At 69.6% G+C, this 16,891-nt stretch carries 13 protein-coding genes; 3 read left to right on the top strand and 10 right to left on the bottom strand.

Annotated features, from left to right (window positions below; translation table 11 throughout):
- Positions 1–143: 143 nt before the first annotated feature.
- The 7 genes from ABZZ74_RS01415 to ABZZ74_RS01385 form a co-directional block, all read right to left on the bottom strand.
- A complete protein-coding gene (locus ABZZ74_RS01415; protein ID WP_356760894.1) occupies positions 144–1,349 on the bottom strand; it encodes an acyl-CoA dehydrogenase family protein in 1,206 nt (401 codons plus the stop codon).
- Positions 1,349–1,861 (bottom strand): MaoC family dehydratase, encoded by a 513-nt coding sequence (locus ABZZ74_RS01410; protein ID WP_351803702.1) that lies wholly within the window; start codon positions 1,859–1,861, stop codon positions 1,349–1,351. The genes ABZZ74_RS01415 and ABZZ74_RS01410 overlap by 1 nt, the downstream gene beginning before the upstream one ends.
- Before the next feature lie 15 nt (positions 1,862–1,876).
- Positions 1,877–2,836 (bottom strand): CoA ester lyase, encoded by a 960-nt coding sequence (locus tag ABZZ74_RS01405; protein ID WP_133041820.1) that lies wholly within the window; start codon positions 2,834–2,836, stop codon positions 1,877–1,879.
- Positions 2,833–4,881 (bottom strand): protein meaA, encoded by a 2,049-nt coding sequence (locus ABZZ74_RS01400; RefSeq protein WP_356760892.1) that lies wholly within the window; start codon positions 4,879–4,881, stop codon positions 2,833–2,835. The genes ABZZ74_RS01405 and ABZZ74_RS01400 overlap by 4 nt, the downstream gene beginning before the upstream one ends.
- 17 nt (positions 4,882–4,898) lie before the next feature.
- A complete protein-coding gene (gene ccrA / locus ABZZ74_RS01395) occupies positions 4,899–6,242 on the bottom strand; it encodes a crotonyl-CoA carboxylase/reductase (protein WP_133041822.1) in 1,344 nt (447 codons plus the stop codon).
- A 379-nt stretch (positions 6,243–6,621) separates the two neighbouring features.
- The gene (locus ABZZ74_RS01390) at positions 6,622–7,437 is read right to left on the bottom strand and encodes a TetR family transcriptional regulator (RefSeq protein ID WP_356760890.1); all 816 of its coding nucleotides are present in this window, start codon (positions 7,435–7,437) and stop codon (positions 6,622–6,624) included.
- Between the two features lie 160 nt (positions 7,438–7,597).
- Complete coding sequence (locus ABZZ74_RS01385) at positions 7,598–9,403, bottom strand: 3-hydroxybutyryl-CoA dehydrogenase (RefSeq protein ID WP_356760888.1); 1,806 nt, start codon at positions 9,401–9,403, stop codon at positions 7,598–7,600.
- Positions 9,404–9,796: 393 nt separating this feature from the next.
- Between ABZZ74_RS01385 and ABZZ74_RS01380 the strand changes: the two genes are divergently transcribed.
- Positions 9,797–10,372, top strand: coding sequence for an adenylosuccinate lyase (locus ABZZ74_RS01380; protein ID WP_356760886.1), 576 nt, complete (start codon positions 9,797–9,799; stop codon positions 10,370–10,372).
- A gap of 7 nt (positions 10,373–10,379) precedes the next feature.
- Here ABZZ74_RS01380 and ABZZ74_RS01375 read toward each other — a convergent pair whose 3' ends face one another.
- The 3 genes from ABZZ74_RS01375 to ABZZ74_RS01365 all read right to left on the bottom strand — a co-directional run bounded on the left by ABZZ74_RS01375 (position 10,380) and on the right by ABZZ74_RS01365 (position 13,602).
- On the bottom strand, positions 10,380–10,772 hold the full coding sequence (locus ABZZ74_RS01375) for a RidA family protein (RefSeq protein WP_356760885.1): 393 nt from the start codon (positions 10,770–10,772) through the stop codon (positions 10,380–10,382).
- 58 nt (positions 10,773–10,830) lie between these two features.
- Positions 10,831–12,408 carry an alpha/beta hydrolase gene (locus tag ABZZ74_RS01370; RefSeq protein ID WP_356760883.1) on the bottom strand — a complete coding sequence of 526 codons (1,578 nt, stop codon included), beginning with the start codon at positions 12,406–12,408 and terminating at the stop codon, positions 10,831–10,833.
- A 135-nt stretch (positions 12,409–12,543) separates the two neighbouring features.
- Positions 12,544–13,602, bottom strand: a complete 1,059-nt coding sequence (locus ABZZ74_RS01365) for an Rv2578c family radical SAM protein (RefSeq protein ID WP_356760882.1) — start codon at positions 13,600–13,602, stop codon at positions 12,544–12,546.
- A 192-nt stretch (positions 13,603–13,794) separates the two neighbouring features.
- On the opposite strand from ABZZ74_RS01365, the gene ABZZ74_RS01360 reads away from it, so the two are divergent.
- Both ABZZ74_RS01360 and ABZZ74_RS01355 read left to right on the top strand, forming a co-directional pair.
- On the top strand, positions 13,795–14,238 hold the full coding sequence (locus tag ABZZ74_RS01360) for an SRPBCC family protein (protein WP_133041829.1): 444 nt from the start codon (positions 13,795–13,797) through the stop codon (positions 14,236–14,238).
- A gap of 148 nt (positions 14,239–14,386) precedes the next feature.
- Entirely contained in the window at positions 14,387–16,771 is a 2,385-nt protein-coding gene (locus ABZZ74_RS01355; RefSeq protein WP_356760880.1) for an MFS transporter, read from the top strand.
- Positions 16,772–16,891: the final 120 nt, after the last annotated feature.

Raw genomic sequence — 16,891 nt, 5'->3', positions numbered from 1 at the left:
CGCTGTAACGGGGGACGGCGGCTTTCCCGGGATCGTACCGGTCGCGGACCGCAACTGGGCAAGCCAGGAAGACGAGTCGGCGACCGAAGAGTGCCTACGGGGTGTGATCTTCTTCTCCAAGAAAACACCCCGTATCCGGACATCTAACCCTGGAACCGATACTCTTCGAGCAGCCTGCGACCGATGATCATTTTCTGGATTTCAGCGGTACCTTCACCGATCAGCAGCATCGGCGCCTCGCGGTAGAGGCGCTCGATCTCGTACTCCTTGGAGAAGCCGTAACCGCCGTGGATCCGGAAGGCGTCCTCCACGACCTCCTTGCAGTACTCCGAGGCCAGGTACTTCGCCATTCCGGCCTCGAGGTCGTTTCGTTCGCCGGAGTCCTTTTTGCGTGCGGCGTTCACCATCATCGCATGGGCGGCCTCGACCTTGGTAGCCATCTCGGCCAGCTTGAACTGGATGGCCTGGTGCTGGGCGATCGGCTTGCCGAACGTGTGCCGCTGCTGGGCGTACTGGACGCCGAGCTCGAAGGCGCGCTGAGCGACGCCGCAGCCACGCGCCGCCACGTTCACCCGGCCAACCTCGACGCCGTCCATCATTTGGTAAAAACCTCGGCCGGTCTCGCCGCCGAGCACCCGGTCGGCGGGAATCCGCAGGCCGTCCATGATGAGCTCGGTGGTGTCGACGCCCTTGTAGCCCATCTTGTCGATCTTCCCGGGGATGGTGAGGCCCGGACGGACCTCCCCGAAGCCGGGCTCCTTCTCTACCAGGAAGGTCGTCATCGACTTGTGGGGCGGGGTGCCCTCGGGGTGTCCTTCATCACTTCGGACGAGTACGGCGACCAGACTTGACGTTCCGCCGTTCGTGAGCCACATCTTCTGGCCGTTGAGGACGTATTCGTCGCCGTCCTTGACCGCCTTGGAGGTGATGGCGGACACGTCCGAACCGAGACCCGGCTCCGACATCGAGAAGGCGCCGCGGATGTCGCCGGCCGCCATGCGCGGCAGGAAGTGGTCCTTCTGCTCCTGCGTGCCGTGCTGCTTGAGCATGTACGCCACGATGAAGTGCGTGTTGATGATGCCGGACACCGACATCCAGCCGCGGGCGATCTCCTCGACGCAGAGCGCGTACGTCAGGAGCGACTCGCCCAGACCCCCGTACTCCTCGGGGATCATCAGGCCGAACAGACCCAACTCCTTGAGACCGTCGACGATCGCTTGCGGGTACTCGTCGCGGTGCTCCAGCTCGGTGGCGACCGGGATGATCTCCTTGTCCACGAAGTCGCGGACGGTGGAGAGGATCTCCTGCTGGATGTCCGTCAGACCTGCGGTCTGGGCGAGGCGGGCCATTACTTCTCCTGCTGCTTCAGCTCCGGGCGGCCGGGCTGCTCGCCGCCGCGCTCCTTGATGTACGTCTCGGTCGGCACCATCACCTTGCGGCGGAACACGCAGACCAGCGTGCCGTCCTGCTTGTAGCCCTTGGTCTCGACGTAGACGATCCCGCGGTCGTTCTTCGACTTCGACGGCCACTTGTCGAGCACGGTCGTCTGGCCGTAGATCGTGTCGCCGTGGAAGGTCGGCGCCACGTGCCTGAGCGACTCGATCTCCAGGTTGGCGATCGCCTTGCCGGAGATGTCCGGCACGGACATGCCGAGCAGCAGGGAGTAGATGTAGTTCCCGACGACGACGTTCTTGCCGAAGTCCGTCGTCTTCTCCGCATAGTTGGTGTCCATGTGGAGCGGGTGGTGGTTCATGGTGAGGAGACAGAACAGATGGTCGTCGTACTCCGTGACGGTCTTGCCCGGCCAGTGCTTGTACGTCGCCCCGACCTCGAACTCCTCGTAGGTGCGTCCGAACTGCATCGTGCTCAGGGCTCCTCAGTTGTCGGGGATCTCGAACTTCGACGTGCGCTGCATGCCCGCCGCACGGCCCTTGCCCGAGATGACCAGCGCCATCTTCCGGCTGGCCTCGTCGATCATCTCGTCGCCGAGCATCGCCGAGCCCTTCTTGCCGCCCGCCTCGGAGGTGTAGTAGTCGTACGCGTCCAGGATCAGCTCGGCGTGGTCGTAGTCCTCCTGGGAGGGCGAGAAGATCTCGTTGGACGCCTCGACCTGGCCCGGGTGAAGCACCCACTTGCCGTCGAAGCCGAGCGCGGCGGCGCGCTGCGCGACCTCGCGGTAGCCGTCGATGTTGCGGATCTGCAGGTAGGGGCCGTCGATCGCCTGGAGGTTGTTCGCGCGGGCCGCCATCAGGATCTTCATCAGGATGTAGTGGTAGGCGTCCGCCGGGTAGCCGGGCGGCTGCTCGCCCACGACCAGCGACTTCATGTTGATGGACGCCATGAAGTCGGCCGGGCCGAAGATGATCGTCTCGACGCGCTGGGAGGCCGTCGCGATCTCGTTGACGTTGTTCAGGCCCTGGGCGTTCTCGATCTGCGCCTCGATGCCGATCTTGCCGACCTCGAAGCCCATCGTCTTCTCGATCTGCGTCAGCAGCAGGTCGAGGGCGACGATCTGCTGGGCGTCCTGCACCTTCGGCAGCATGATGCAGTCGAGGTTCTGGCCGGCGCCCTCGACGACCGTGACGACATCGCGGTACGTCCACTCGGTCGTCCAGTCGTTGACGCGCACGACCCTCGTCTTGCCCGTCCAGTCACCCTCGTTGAGGAACTTCACGATGGTGTGCCGCGCCTCGGGCTTGGCGAGCGGCGCGCACGCGTCCTCCAGGTCGAGGAAGACCTGGTCGGCGGGGAGACCCTGGGCCTTCTCCAGGAAGCGGGGGTTGCTGCCCGGCACGGCCAGGCAGGAGCGCCGCGGGCGGAGACGGTTGACGGTCATACGGGGACCTCCAGGGGGTCGAGCTTGTTCGCTTTCCGGATCTCGTCGACGATGCGGCCGATGATGCCGGTGATGTCGAAGTCCTTAGGGGTGAAGACGGCGGCCACGCCGGCGGCCCTGAGCTGCTCGGCATCTCCATTGGGGATGATCCCACCGGCGATGACGGGTATATCTGTGGCACCGGCCACACGGAGCCGCTCCAGGACGTCCGGCACCAGCTGGGCGTGCGAGCCGGACAGGATCGACAGGCCGACCGCGTGCACGTCCTCGGCGAGGGCCGCGTCCACGATCTGCTCGGGCGTCAGACGGATCCCCTGGTAGACCACCTCGAACCCGGCGTCGCGGGCGCGCACGGCGATCTGCTCGGCGCCGTTGGAGTGCCCGTCCAGGCCCGGCTTGCCGACCAGGAAGCGCAGCTTGCCGACGCCGAGGTCGCGGGCGGTGGCGTCCACCCTGCGACGCACCTCACTCATGGCCGAGCCCTCCGCGGCGGTGACCGCCACCGGCGCGGAGGACACACCGGTGGGCGCCCGGAACTCGCCGAACACCTCGCGCAGGGCCCCGGCCCACTCGCCGGTCGTGACCCCGGCGCGGGCGCACTCCAGGGTGGCCTCCATGAGGTTGTCGGTGCCCTTCGCGGCCTCCTTCAGCTTCTCCAGCGCCTTGCAGGGACGCGGGTGATTGAAGGGCGGCTGGTAACGGGTGTCGCGCCAGCGCTGCAGCGACGCGATGACGCGGGCCTCGACGGCCGGGTCGACCGTCTGGATGGCCGTGTCGAGATCCGCGGTGAGCGGATTGGGCTCGGTCGTCTCGAAGATGTTGACACCGACGATCTTCTCCTGACCGGACTCGATTCGCGCCCGCCGCTCGGCGTGCGAGGAGACGAGCTGCGACTTGAGGTAGCCGGACTCGACGGCGGCCATCGCGCCGCCCATCTCCTGGATCCGCTCGATCTCGGCGAGGGAGTCCTCGACCAGCCGGCCGACCTTCTCCTCGATCACCTTCGAGCCCTCGAAGATGTCCTCGTACTCCAGCAGGTCGCTCTCGTGGGCGAGCACCTGCTGGATGCGCAGCGACCACTGCTGGTCCCAGGGGCGGGGGAGGCCCAGCGCCTCGTTCCAGGCCGGCAGCTGCACGGCACGCGCGCGTGCGTCCTTCGAGAGGGTCACCGCCAGCATCTCAAGGACGATCCGCTGGACGTTGTTCTCCGGCTGCGCCTCGGTCAGGCCGAGGGAGTTGACCTGGACGCCGTACCGGAAGCGGCGCTGTTTGGGGTTCTCGATGCCGTACCGCTCGAGCGTGATCTTCTCCCAGATCCGCCCGAACGCCCGCATCTTGCACATCTCCTCGATGAAGCGGACACCCGCGTTCACGAAGAAGGAGATACGGGCCACGACGTCCCCGAACTTCTCCTCGGGGACCTGCCCTGAGTCGCGTACGGCATCGAGAACCGCGATCGCGGTGGACATCGCGTACGCGATCTCCTGGACCGGTGTGGCGCCCGCCTCCTGCAGGTGGTAGCTGCAGATGTTGATCGGGTTCCACTTCGGTATGTGGGAGACCGTGTAAGCGATCATGTCCGTCGTCAGCCGGAGTGAGGGCCCCGGCGGGAAGACATGGGTCCCCCGCGACAGGTATTCCTTGACGATGTCGTTCTGGGTCGTGCCCTGGAGCTTGGTGATGTCCGCACCCTGCTCCTCGGCGACGACCTGGTAGAGCGCCAGCAGCCACATGGCGGTGGCGTTGATCGTCATCGAGGTGTTCATCTGCTCCAGGGGGATGTCCTGGAACAGCCGGCGCATGTCACCGAGGTGCGCGATCGGCACGCCGACCCGGCCCACCTCGCCGCGGGCGAGGATGTGGTCGGAGTCGTAACCGGTCTGCGTCGGCAGGTCGAAGGCCACGGAAAGGCCCGTCTGCCCCTTGGCGAGGTTGCGCCGGTACAGCTCGTTGGACGCCTCGGCGGTGGAATGCCCGGCGTACGTGCGCATGAGCCACGGCCGGTCCTTCTCCCGCCTGCCTTCGGCGTTCTGACGCTCAGTCATCTATGACCCCGGGTGTCTCAGACGTTGCGGAAGCGGTTGATGGCGTCGACGTGCTTGGCGCGCATCTCCTCGTCGCGCACGCCGAGGCCCTCCTCGGGGGCCAGGCAGAGCACGCCGACCTTGCCCTGGTGGAGGTTGCGGTGCACGTCGTAGGCGGCCTGCCCGGTGTCCTCCAGGGAGTAGACCTTGGAGAGCGTCGGGTGGATCTTGCCCTTCGCGATGAGCCGGTTGGCCTCCCAGGCCTCGCGGTAGTTGGCGAAGTGCGAGCCGATGATCCGCTTCAGCGACATCCACAGATAACGGTTGTCGTACTCGTGCATGTAGCCCGAGGTGGAGGCGCAGGTGGTGATGGTGCCGCCCTTGCGGGTGACGAAGACGCTCGCGCCGAAGGTCTCGCGGCCGGGGTGCTCGAAGACGATGTCGATGTCCTCGCCGCCGGTCAGTTCGCGGATGCGCTTGCCGAAGCGCTTCCACTCCTTCGGGTCCTGGGTCTGCTCGTCCTTCCAGAACCGGTAGCCCTCGGCGTTGCGGTCGATGACGTTCTCGGCGCCCATCGAGCGGCAGATGTCCGCCTTCTCGGGGCTGGAGACGACACAGATCGGGGTGGCGCCGCCGGCCAGCGCGAACTGGGTGGCGTACGAGCCCAGGCCGCCGCTCGCGCCCCAGATCAGGACGTTGTCGCCCTGCTTCATGCCGGCGCCGTTGCGGGAGACCAGCTGGCGGTACGCGGTGGAGTTGACCAGGCCCGGAGCGGCGGCCTCCTCCCAGGACAGGTGGCCCGGCTTGGGCATCAGCTGGTTGGACTTGACCAGGGCGATCTCGGCGAGGCCGCCGAAGTTGGTCTCGAAGCCCCAGATGCGCTGCTCGGGGTCGAGCATGGTGTCGTTGTGGCCGTCGCTGGACTCCAGCTCGACCGACAGACAGTGCGCGACGACCTCGTCACCGGGCCGCCAGGCGTTGACGCCGGGGCCGGTGCGCAGGACGACGCCCGCGAGGTCGGAACCGATGATGTGGTACGGCAGGTCGTGGCGCTTGGTGAGCTCGCTGACCTTGCCGTAGCGCTCCAGGAACCCGAAGGTCGACAGGGGCTCGAAGATCGAGGTCCACACGGAGTTGTAGTTGACCGAGGAGGCCATCACGGCCACCAGGGCCTCGCCCGGGCCGAGTTCCGGCAGGGGAACCTCGTCCAGGTGGAGCGACTTGCGCGGGTCCTTGTCGCGGGTCTGCATGCCCGCGAACATCTCCGTCTCGTCCTTGTGCACGGTGATCGCGCGGTACGACTCGGGGAGCGGCAGGGCGGCGAAGTCGGCGGGCGTCGAGTCCGGCGACTGGATCGCGTCCAGGATGTCCTTCACGGTCACGGTGTTGCCTCCGGCGATGGGCGTCCTGAGGGAGGGACGCTGAGGGTTACGTCGGTGTGCTGCTGAGGGTTTCGGAAGTGCCGTCGGTTCGGCGGTGGTGCTTCGGCAGCGCTTGGTGGCGCGGGAGGTTGCCTGTGACGCAGGCGCCGGGCACGCAGGCGGTGGGCCTGCCGGGGACAGCCCGGACACCATCAACGTATGACACCGCGTGTCAGGTGACAAGGCACTGAGTGCCATGAATGTGCTCTCAGATGAAATCTTTACGTAACAAATGAGCGATGATCGATCGAACTCCCCTTGAAATGTGCCTGAAAACGGGCCCTGACATGCCAAAACGGCCACCCCGAAGGGTGGCCGTCGTCACAGTCGTCCGGGGCGCTCAGCGCTCCTTCAGCGCCTGCTCGATGGTCCGCATGACCTCGTCCAGCGGGGCGTCGGTGCGCGCCACGGTGACCAGGACCTCGCCCTGGGCGGAGACCGACGCGGGGGAGGGGGTCGGCTTGGGTGCCGTCGAGCGGCCCGCTCCGATGCCCGTCCCGAACGTCTTGCGCACGATCGCGAAGGCGTGGTCCAGCTGCGCCTCCACGTCGCCCTGGCCGCCGGCCCGCAGCCAGCGCCGCAGCACGTGGTTGTGGGCGGTGACCACGGCGGACGCGGCGACCTCCGCGAGCAGCGGGTCGTCGTTGGCGTCGTCGTCGTGCGCGTGCTCGTCGAAGTGGCCGAGGAGATAGCGGGTGAAGAGGCGCTCGTAGCGGGCCACCGACGCGATCTCCGCCTCGCGCAGGGTGGGCACCTCACGCGTGAGCTTGTAGCGGGCGACCGAGATCTCCGGCCGGGCCGCGTACATCCGCATGACTTCCTTGATCCCGCGGCACACCGTGTCGAGCGGGTGCTCGTGCGGCGGGGCCGCGTTGAGCACCGCCTCGGCGCGGATCAGCGTGTCGTCGTGGTCGGGGAAGATCGCCTCTTCCTTGGAGCGGAAGTGGCGGAAGAAGGTGCGGCGGGCGACCCCGGCCGCGGCGGCGATCTCGTCGACCGTGGTCGCCTCGTACCCCTTGGTCGCGAACAACTCCATGGCCGCGGCCGCCAGTTCTCGGCGCATCTTGAGCCGCTGGGCGGCGGCGCGGCTGCCTGCGGCACTTTCCGGCGCGTCGGGCGTGGCTGGTGTACGTGAGGACCTGGCGGGCTGGGACATGACCCGAACGTACTGCATGTCCGCAGCGTGCCGCCCAGGTACCGGGGTTCCCCCGCCCCGGGTGGACGGGGGGACGCCGGGTCGGGCGGGCGGGGGCCGACCGCCGGGGTCGAGCAGTCCGCCCCAGTCCGCTTCCGCGGTGAACCAGTCGCCGACGCCGTCAGCGGCGGGCATATTCGCGGAAGCCGCGGCCGGTCTTGCGGCCGAGGCAGCCCGCGGCCACCAGGTGCTCCAGCAGCGGGGCCGGGGCCAGGCCCGGGTCGCGGAACTCGCGGTGCAGGACCTTCTCGATCGCCAGGGACACATCGAGCCCGACGACGTCCAGCAGCTCGAAGGGGCCCATCGGGTAGCCGCCGCCCAGCTTCATCGCCGCGTCGATGTCGTCCAGGGACGCGTAGTGCTCCTGGACCATCTTGATCGCGTTGTTGAGGTACGGGAACAGCAGGGCGTTGACGATGAAGCCCGCGCGGTCACCGCAGTCGACCGCGTGCTTCCTGATCCGGACGCAGACCTCGCGGACCGTGGAGTGGACGTCCTCGGCCGTCAGCACCGTGCGGACGACCTCGACCAGCTTCATCGCGGGCGCCGGGTTGAAGAAGTGCATGCCGATCACGTCCTGCGGACGCGAGGTGGCACGGGCGCAGGCGACGACCGGCAGCGAGGAGGTCGTGGTGGCCAGCACCGCGCCCGGCTTGCAGATCTTGTCCAGCGTCTGGAACAGCTGCCGCTTGATCTCCAGGTCCTCGGCGACCGCCTCCACGGCCAGGTCGACGTCCGCGAAGGACTCGTACGAGCCCGCCGGGGTGATCCGCTCCAGCGTCTGCGCGGCGGCCTCCGCGGACAGCCGGCCCTTGTCGACCGAGCGCGCGAGCGACTTGCCGATCCGGGCCTTGGCGGCCTGCGCCTTCTCCTCGCTGCGGGCGGCCAGGACGACGTCGTAGCCCGCCTTGGCGAAGACCTCGGCGATGCCGGACGCCATGGTGCCGGAGCCCGCGACACCGACCGCGCGGACCGGGCGGCCGGGGACACCCAGGTCGCCGGCCAGGGGCGTCAGCGCGTCGGGCACGACGGTCGCGCTGCCGGGGGCCTCGTAGGTGTAGAAGCCGCGCCCCGACTTACGGCCGGTCAGGCCCGCCTCGCTGAGCTGCTTGAGGATCGGGGCCGGGGCGTGCAGCCGGTCGTGGGACTCGGCGTACATGGCCTCCAGCACCGTACGGGCGGTGTCGACACCGATCAGGTCCAACAGCGCGAGGGGGCCCATCGGCAGACCGCAGCCCAGGCGCATCGCGGCGTCGATGTCCTCCCGGGAGGCGTACTTGGCCTCGTACATCGCGGCGGCCTGGTTGAGGTAGCCGAACAGCAGCCCGTCGGCGACGAAGCCGGGCCGGTCGCCGACCGCGACGGGCTCCTTGCCGAGGTCCAGGGCGAGGTTGGTGACGGCCGCGACGGCGGTGGGCGCGGTCAGGACCGAGGAGACGACCTCGACCAGCCTCATCGCCGGCGCCGGGTTGAAGAAGTGCAGGCCCAGCACGCGCTCGGGACGGGCCGAGTCGGCGGCCAGCCGGGTCACCGACAGGGCGTTGGTGCCGGTCGCCAGGATCGTCTCCGGGCGCACGATCCCGTCGAGTTCACGGAAGATCTGGTGCTTGATCTCGTACGACTCCGGGGCCACCTCGATGACCAGGTCGGCGTCGGCCGCGGCGCGCAGATCGGTGGAGGTGCGGACGCGGGCCAGCACATCGGCGCGCTCCTGCTCGGTCAGCCGGCCGCGCTCCACGGAACGGGAGGTGGCGGCCTCCAGCACGGTGACCGCCTTGGCGACGGCGGCCTCACTGATGTCGATGCCGACGACCTCGCGGCCGGCCTTGGCGAGGACCTCGGTGATACCGGTGCCCATGGTGCCGAGACCGACGACGGCAATGGTCTTCAGCGGGGACAGGGAAGGGTCGGACAGGGGAGTGGCCATCGCGGGACTCCAGGAATGAGGGTGACGACTGGGAGCGCGCCCGGGTGCGCCGAGTCGGGCCGGCCGAAGCGGGCCCGGGCGCACCGGGTGCGTGGAGAAGTGCGGGTGTTGCCGGGCTGCGAGCGCACACGCCCGGTGCCGTCGCCGTAGGCGTGCACACGCCTGGAGCGAACGGTGGTGTCCGACCGGCCCTGTCCCGGGGCCGAGTCGTGCTGCGGTACGTGAGGTACCGAACCGACTGCTCTGACGGCGGCTGCGTCACCAGGCCGTCGTCAGCGAATGCGAGTGGGTGACTCGCTCGTCTGAGCTTAACCGGTGGGTAACGAGCGCGCCAGCCCCCGTGTTTGTGACGTACGTCCCGGCGGATCGGAACTCCCCACTAATCTCGGAGCCATGGACGAAGAGTTGCGATCACTCACGGAGCGTTCACGGCGGGAGTCCGGAGGGTCCCCGGTGCACGACCGGCTCATGGCGACCGACGACCTCGATGAGCTGGCCGGAGTCCTCACCGAGCCGGGGCAGCCGCTGTGGGCCAGGGAACTGGCCGCGTTCCGCCTCGGCCTCGCGGGCGACCGCCGCGCCTTCGAATCCCTCGTCCTGCTGCTGAACCACCGCGATCCTGAGCGCTGTGCCTCCGCCGCGTACGCCCTCGCCCGCCTCGGCGACCCGCGCACCGCCCGCGCGGCCGCCGCCCTCGCCACCAACGAACTCCGCGTCGCCTACGCCCTGCACCCGGTCCGCCTCCTGACCCGGCTACGCGCCCCCGAGTCCGTACCGGCCCTGATCACCACCCTGCAACGACGCCTGCACCCCCATGACCCCTACCGCCGGGTGGCCCTCGCGTGCGTGGAGGGCCTCGGCACCCTGGAGGACGCCCGCGCGCGCCCGGTCCTGAACGAGGCCCTGGCCCACCCGGCCCTGGCGGAGGCGGCGGTACGGGCCCTGTCCCGCATCCCGAAGCAGCGCTGACAGCGCGTCAGACGACCGCGAACGCCTCGATCTCCATCAGGAACTCGGGGCGGACCAGGGAGGCGACCTGGATCGCGGAGGCGGCGGGGAGGCGGTCGTCCGGTATGTGCGCGGCGCGGGCGGCGCGGATCGCGGGCATGTCCGCCATGTCCGTGACGAAGTAGGTGAGTTTGACGACGTCGTCGAAGGTCGCGCCCGCCGCGGCCAGACAGCGGCGGAGGTTGTCGAAGACCTGGCGGGCCTGTGCCTCGGCATCGCCCTCGCCGACGAGCTTGCCGTCCTCGTCCAGGGCCAGCTGGCCGGCGATCGCGACGAAACGGCCCGTGCCCATGACGACGTGGCTGTACTGGGCGGCGGGGAAGACCCCGTCGGGGGCGGTGATCCTGGTCAGCTCACTCATGCGTCCATGGTGGACCACGGGTCTGACAACGACCGCCCCCGAGGGAGCCGTGGGCCTCTCAGCCGCGGAAGCCGACCAGGCCGTGCAGTGTCGAGCCGCGGGCGGACGTCGATGCCGCCTTCGCGGTCAGCGGCTTGGGGTCGGGCAGCTTCGGGCAGACCGCGTCGATCTCCCGTCCGCTGCGCGGCACCGTGCCGCTCGACAGGTAGTTCGCGAGGTACTTGTCCAGGCAGGCGTTCCCGCTCAGCGTGATGCCGTGGTTGCCGCCGCCCTGCTCGACCACGAAGCTCGAGCCGGCCAGCAGCCGGTGGACCGTCAGACCGCCCACGTACGGCGTCGCCGCGTCGTTGGTCGCCTGGAACAGCAGCACCGGAGGCAGCTTGCCATTGGCGACGTTGACGGGCCGCAGCGAGTCCGTCGGCCAGAACGCGCACGGCGCGTTGTACCAGGCGTTGTTCCAGGCCATGAACGGCGCCCGCTCGTAGACCCGCCAGTTGTCCTTGCGCCACTGGTTCCAGTCCCGCGGCCAGGAGGCGTCACGGCACTGCACCGAGGTGTAGATGCTGTAGCCGTTGTCCCCGGACGCGTCCACGGCGGCGAAGTTCTCGTACGCCTCCACCAGCGGATCGGCGTTCTTGTCGTTCACATAGGCCGCGAACGCCTGAGCCAGGTAGGGCCAGTAGCCGTTGTAGTAGCCGCCGGGGATGAAGGTGTCCTCCAGCTCGGAGGCGCCCACCTTGCCGTCGGCCGGCTTCTTCGCGAGCGCCCTGCGCATCGCGTACCACTTGGCCTCGATCTTCTCCGGGTCGGTGCCGAGCTTGTACGTCGAGTTGTACTTGGCGATCCAGGACATCAGCGCCCGGTGCCGGTCGTTGAAGGCGTAGTCCTGCCCGATGTTGTCCTCGTACCAGACGCCGGTCGGGTCGACGATCGAGTCCAGGACCAGGCGCTTGACGCGCTGTGGGAACAGCTTGGCGTAGACCGCGCCGAGGTAGGTGCCGTACGAGTAGCCGAAGTAGCTGGTCTTCCGGGCGCCCAGCGCCGCGCGGATGGAGTCCATGTCCTGCACGGCCTGAATGGTGTTGATGTACGGAAGCAGGTCCGCGTACTTCTTTCCGCAGGCCGCCGCGAAGGACTTGGCGCGCTGCAGGTTGGCCTTCTCCAGGGCCGGGGTGCTCGGCACCGAGTCGGGGCGCACCGGGTTGAAGTAGCCGGGCTTGCAGTCGAGGGCGGGCTTGCTCTTGCCCACCCCGCGCGGGTCGAAGCCGATGACGTCGTACTGGGCGGCGACCGCCTTCGGCAGCGAGGTCGCGACGAACCCGGCGAGCGTGAGGCCGCTGCCGCCGGGGCCGCCGGGGTTGACCAGCAGCGGGCCCTGGCTCGTCTTGGCGGTGTGCCGCACGCGCGAGAGGGCGAGCGTGATCTGCCGTCCGTAGGGATCGCGGTGGTCGAGCGGCACCTTGAGGGACGCGCACTGGAGCGTCGGATAGTCGGTGGTGCCGCAGTTCTTCCAGGTGAGCTTCGCCGCGGGAGCGGTGTCGGCGGTTCTGGCCGCGCTGGCGTCGGCGGGGACGGCCGTGACGGTCCCGGCCACGACGACCGCGGCGCCGCACAGCACGGCTGCGCGTTTTCTCATGGGGTCCTCCCAGGACGGAGGGTTTCGGGCCGCGCGTCTCACGGTCCTCGCCGCATCGTCCCGGAAAGCAGTCCCGGAAGAACTCGTTCTGGCAATACTTGACCCGATCGGGTCGGCGGATGCGCTCGAACGCTCTCAAATCAGCGTGAGTTGGGTCGGTTCGGACATCCCCGGTTCGGGCATCTCCGGTGCGGCGGGCTCGGGCGGACGGATCCGCCGCGGCATCCCCGCGCGCGCGGGCCCGATCCCGTACTCCTGGGCCAGCTCGTGCACCTGACGGGTGATCCGGCGCTGGTACCACTTCGGCGCGTAGGCGCCGTCCGCGTACAGGCGCTCGTAGCGGCGCACCAGCTGCGGGTGATGGTGGGTCAGCCAGGCCATGAACCACTCCCGCGCGCCGGGGCGCAGATGCAGCACGAGGGGAGTGACGGAGGTGGCGCCGGAGGCCGCGATTGCACGCACGGTGGCGCGCAGCTGGGCCGGGTGGTCGCTCAGGAACGGGATCACCGGGGCCATCAGCACACCGCAGCCGATGCCGTGCTCGGCGAGCGTGCGCACGACGTCCAGGCGGCGCTCAGGTGCCGGCGTGCCGGGCTCCACGGTCCGCCACAGCACGGGGTCGGTGAAGCCGACCGAGACGGAGATGCCGACGTCCGTCACCTGGGAGGCCTGCACCAGCAGGTCCAGGTCGCGCAGGATCAGCGTGCCCTTCGTCAGGATCGAGAAGGGGTTGGCGTGGTCGCGCAGGGCGGACAGGATGCCCGGCATCAGGCGGTAGCGGCCCTCGGCGCGCTGGTAGCAGTCGACGTTGGTGCCCATCGCGATGTGCTCGCCGTGCCAGCGGGGTGAGGCCAGTTGGCGGCGCAGCAGCTCCGGGGCGTTGACCTTGACCACGATCTGCGAGTCGAAGTCCAGGCCCGAGTCGAGGTCCAGGTAGGTGTGCGTCTTGCGGGCGAAGCAGTACACGCACGCGTGCGAGCAGCCGCGATAGGGGTTGATCGTCCACTCGAAGGGCATCCGCGAGGCGCCCGGCACCCGGTTGATGATCGAACGGGCCCGCACCTCGTGGAAGGTGATCCCGCGGAACTCGGGCGTGTCGAAGGTACGGCTGACCACGGCGTCCGCGCCGAACAGCGCGGCGTCGGCCGCCCGGCTGTGGCCGCCGGACTCCACGGTGAGGTTCTCCCAGCGCATGACGCCTCCTCGGTAGCACCTGCCCCAGCAGTGAAACACCTGTTCGATTTCCAGTGCAAGTGCTGTTTTCCGACCGCTTCGCACGCCCGGGAGATCGCTTCGTGCACCTCTCCGGCACCCCGATTTGGGGGGCCGCGGGCGGGGGTGGTTGGCTTGCCCCAACCCCGAGAGAGCAAGTCCTGGAGGAAACCGATGGCGCAGGTCGAGGCCACTACGGAGCGGGTCGTCGCGGCGGACGCGGAGAAGGTGTTCGACGCCCTCGCCGACTACCGCGGCACGCGCGCGAAGCTGCTGCCCGAGCACTTCAGCGAGTACGAGGTGCGCGAGGGCGGCGACGGCGAGGGCACCCTCGTCCACTGGAAGCTCCAGGCGACCAGCAAGCGGGTGCGCGACTGCCTCCTGGACGTCAGCGAGCCCACCGACGGACAGCTCGTCGAGAAGGACCGCAACTCCTCGATGGTCACCACCTGGACGGTCACCCCGGCCGGCGAGGGCAAGTCCCGCGTGGTCGTCACCTCCGTCTGGAACGGTGCCGGCGGCATCGGCGGCTTCTTCGAGAAGACCTTCGCGCCCAAGGGCCTCGGCCGGATCTACGACGCCGTGCTCGCCCGGCTGGCCACCGAGACCGAGAAGTAAGTCCCGCGGAATCCGCGGGCGTTGACCGCCCTCACCGGTTCGAGTGGATCTCGGTGCGCCAGGCCGGTCTGCCGTAACTCGTCGCGCTTGCCCGTAGTTGTCGCCCCAGGCGGCAATGGTGCGGCAGGCGCGACGAGGGGAGCGGCACGTGGGCGGGACGACTCTGGTGCAGGACGGACCCGACGTGGTTCCCGCCGAGAGCCACGTCCCCACACCCGTCGCCGGCGTCCACCTCACCCCGCGCCGGGTGCGGCTGGTCTTCCTCGCGCTGATGCTCGCGCTGCTGCTCGCCGCGCTGGAGCAGATGATTGTCGCCACCGCGCTCCCGAAGATCGTCGGTGAGCTGCACGGCCTGGACCGGATGTCCTGGGCGATCACCGCGTACCTGCTGACGGCCACGGTCGGACTGCCGGTCTACGGCAAGCTCGGCGACCTGCTCGGCCGCAAGGGCGTCTTCCAGTTCGCCATCGTCGTCTTCGTGATCGGCGCCGCCCTCGCGGGACGGGCGCGGACGATGGACCAGCTGATCGCCTTCCGCGCCGTCCAGGGCGTCGGCGCGGGCGGGCTCATGATCGGCGTCCAGGCGATCATCGCCGACATCGTGCCGCCCCGACGGCGCGGCCGGTTCATGGGGCTGATCGGCGCGGCCTTCGGGCTCGCCTCCGTCGCCGGGCCGCTGCTGGGCGGCTACTTCACCGACCACCTCTCCTGGAGGTGGTGCTTCTACTTCAACGTCCCCTTCGGCCTGATCACCCTGGCCGTCGTCACCGTAGTACTGAAACTGCCGAAGCCGCGGGCCAGGCCCCGGCTGGACGTGCTCGGCGCGCTGCTGCTCGCCGCCGCCTCTGTCTGCCTGGTGCTGCTGACCAGTTGGGGCGGCACCGAGTACGCCTGGGACTCGCGGGTGATCCTCGGACTCGGCGCGGGGGCCGCCGCCGCGGCCGTGCTCTTCCTTCTCACCGAGCGCTTCGCCGCCGAACCCCTCATCCCGCTGCGCCTGTTCAGGGACTCCGTCTTCAACGTCACCGGCCTGGTGGGCCTGGTGATCGGCGTCGCGCTCTTCGGGGCCGCCAGCTATCTGCCGACGTTCCTGCAGATGGTCGACGGGGCCAGCGCCACCGAGTCCGGGCTGCTGATGCTGCCGATGATGGGCGGGATCGTCGGCGCCTCGATCGTCTCCGGGCAGCTCATCAGCCACACCGGGCGCTACAAGGTCTATCCCGTCCTCGGCAGCGCCGTCTCGGCCGTCGGGATGTGGCTGCTGTCCCGCCTGGAGGCCGACACACCCCGGCTGCAGTACAGCGTGTGGATGGCCGTGCTCGGCACCGGCATCGGCATGGTGATGCCGGTCCTGGTGCTCGCCGTGCAGAACTCCGTGCGCCCCGCCGACCTCGGCACCGCCACCAGCGCCAACAACTACTTCCGGCAGATCGGCGGCAGCGTCGGCGCCGCGGTCTTCGGCACCCTCTTCTCAAACCGGCTGGCCGACGCCCTCGCGCAACGGCTCCCCCCGCGCGCGGGCGCCCGACTGCCCGACCCGCAGTCCATCACCCCGCAGCTCGTCCACGCGCTGCCCCCGCCGCTGCGCGACGACTACATCCGGGCCTACGCCGACGCCATGCCCCGGATCTTCCTCTACCTCGTGCCGGTGCTCGCCCTCGGCCTGCTGATCGCCTTCTTCCTCAAGGAGAAACCCCTGGTGGCCCACAACATCGCCGAACCGGAGCCAGCGACCGTCAACACCCCCATTCCGCAGGCCCGTTCGCCGTACGCCGGCGGAATCCCCGTGTGCGGCACGGTGCAGCACCCCGACGGCAGCGTGGTGCCGCGCGCGGCGCTCACCCTCATCGACGTGGCCGGAGCGCAGATCGGGCGGGGCGCGAGCGGCGAGGACGGGCGGTACGCGCTCGCCACCCCCGGCTCCGGCTCGTACGTACTGATCGCCGCCGCGGGCGGCCACCAGCCGCAGGCCGTCACGGTCACCGTGGGCGAGCGGCCCGTCGACCTCGACATCGTGCTCGGCGGGGCTGGCCGCCTCGCCGGCACCGTGCACACCGTGGACGGCACCTGCGTCCGGGACGCCGCCGTCACCCTGACCAATGTGCACGGTGAGGTCGTCGCCACCACCCGCAGCTCGCGCGAGGGCGGCTATGTGATCACCGAGTTGGTGGCCGGGGAGTACACGCTCGCCGCGAGCGCCCCCGCCTTCCGCCCGGCGGCGCTCCCCGTCACCGTCCAGGCCGCCCGGGAGACCCGCCAGGACGTCGAACTCGCGGGGGGCGCCGTGCTCAGGGGGACCGTGCGCGCGGGCGGCGGAAGACCGGTCGAGGACGCCCGGGTGACGCTGCTCGACGCGGCGGGCAACGTCGTCGACACCCTCACCACGGGACCCGACGGAACCTTTCGGTTCGTGGATCTGTCCTCCGGCGAGTACACCGTCATCGCCGCGGGTTACCCGCCGGTCGCCACCGTGCTCCAGGTGGCCGGCGGCGGACGGACCGAGCGTGACCTGCAACTGGGGCACGAGGACTGACGGCAGCCCGGCGCGCGCCCGGCGCGCGGAGGCGGTCGCGGAAGACCAATTCCCGCGTTGGCGCACATCACCACCGGGCGGAGCCGTACGGTGGAGAAGGCGGCAGATCTTGCGGAGCCG

The organism is Streptomyces sp. NPDC006476 (assembly GCF_040612015.1).
Classification (GTDB): domain Bacteria; phylum Actinomycetota; class Actinomycetes; order Streptomycetales; family Streptomycetaceae; genus Streptomyces; species Streptomyces griseorubiginosus_B.
Note: the sequence above shows the minus strand (reverse complement) of the source record. Positions and strands in the feature narration are given on the sequence as shown.